This window comes from Solibacillus sp. (assembly GCF_040273735.1).
Lineage (GTDB): Bacteria > Bacillota > Bacilli > Bacillales_A > Planococcaceae > Solibacillus.
Map to the genome: position 1 here is coordinate 1 of NZ_JBELZM010000040.1, position 1,725 is coordinate 1,725.

Consider the following 1,725-nt stretch of genomic DNA (forward strand, 5'->3'; position numbering starts at 1 on the left):
GCCCGATATCACCAGTAACCCCGGTAGCACCGGCAGGCCCAATTTCGCCAGTGGCCCCTGTTGCACCAGTAGGTCCCGTGTCTCCAGTAGCGCCAGTAGCCCCAGTAGGCCCGGTTTCACCGGTAGCTCCTGTCAATCCAGTAGGTCCGATGTTTCCAGTCACTCCAGTCGCGCCGGTTGCCCCGATATCACCAGTTGCCCCAGTTGGCCCGGTAGGCCCGATATCACCAGTTGCCCCTGTTGCACCAGTAGGTCCCGTATTGCCAGTCGCGCCAGTAGGCCCGATTTCCCCAGTGACACCTGTTGGTCCAGTAGACCCGGTGTCACCAGTCGCGCCGGTTGCCCCAGTAGGCCCAATTTCGCCAGTGGTCCCTGTTGCACCAGTAGGTCCCGTATTGCCAGTCGCGCCGGTTGCTCCAGCAGGCCCGATATCACCAGTAACCCCGGTAGCACCGGCAGGCCCAATTTCGCCAGTGGCCCCTGTTGCACCAGTAGTCCCGGTTTCGCCGGTAGCACCTGTTAGTCCAGTAGGTCCGATATTTCCAGTCACTCCAGTAGCTCCGGTTGCCCCAGTAGGCCCGATTTCCCCAGTGGTCCCTGTTGCACCAGTAGGTCCCGTATTACCAGTAGCACCCGTAGGTCCGGTCTCACCGGTAGCGCCGGTTGCTCCGGCAGGGCCAATTTCGCCAATAGCTCCCGTAGCGCCAGTAGGTCCAGTGTCACCAGTAGCACCAGTAGCCCCGGCTGGCCCAATTTCGCCAGTTGCCCCAGTTGCCCCAGTAGGCCCCGAATTACCAGTAGCGCCAGTAGCTCCAGTAGGCCCGATGTTTCCAGTCACTCCAGTAGCCCCGGTTGCCCCAGTAGGCCCGATTTCCCCAGTGGTCCCTGTTGCACCAGTAGGTCCCGTATTGCCAGTAGCTCCGGTAGCACCGGCAGGGCCAATTTCGCCAGTAGTGCCGGTTGCGCCAGTAGGTCCAGTTTCGCCGGTAGCGCCTGTTGGTCCCGTATTGCCAGTAGCGCCAGTCGCTCCGGTAGGCCCGATTTCCCCAGTGACACCAGTAGCCCCAGTAGCCCCCGAATTACCAGTAGCTCCAGTAGGTCCGATGTTTCCAGTCACTCCAGTCGCGCCGGTTGCCCCGATATCACCAGTGGCCCCTGTAGGCCCGATATCACCAGTGGCCCCAGTAGCGCCAGTTGGACCGATGTCTCCAGTCGCGCCAGTTGCCCCGGCAGGCCCAATTTCGCCAGTGGCCCCTGTTGCACCAGTAGGTCCCGTATTGCCAGTAGCTCCGGTAGCACCGGCAGGGCCAATTTCGCCAGTAGCCCCTGTTGCCCCAGTAGGCCCCGAATTGCCAGTAGCCCCAGTAGCTCCAGTAGGTCCGATTTCCCCAGTGACACCTGTTGGTCCAGTAGACCCGGTGTCACCAGTCGCGCCAGTTTCACCGGTAGGCCCGATTTCCCCAGTGGTCCCTGTTGCACCAGTAGGTCCCGTATTGCCAGTAGCTCCAGTCGCTCCGGTAGGCCCGATTTCCCCAGTGACACCTGTTGGTCCAGTAGACCCGGTGTCACCGGTAGCTCCTGTCAGTCCAGTAGGTCCGATTTCCCCAGTGGCCCCTGTTGGTCCAGTAGGTCCAGTGTCACCAGTAGCCCCAGTAGCCCCAGTAGCCCCAGTAGGCCCCGAATTACCAGTAGCTCCAGTAGGTCCGATGTTTCCAGTCACTCCAG

Annotated in this window: 1 protein-coding gene; it reads right to left on the bottom strand. The window is 61.4% G+C overall.

Translation table 11 applies throughout. The features are described from left to right. On the bottom strand, positions 1–1,725 hold a 1,725-nt coding region (locus ABS917_RS18825; protein WP_483316072.1), incomplete at both ends, for a beta strand repeat-containing protein.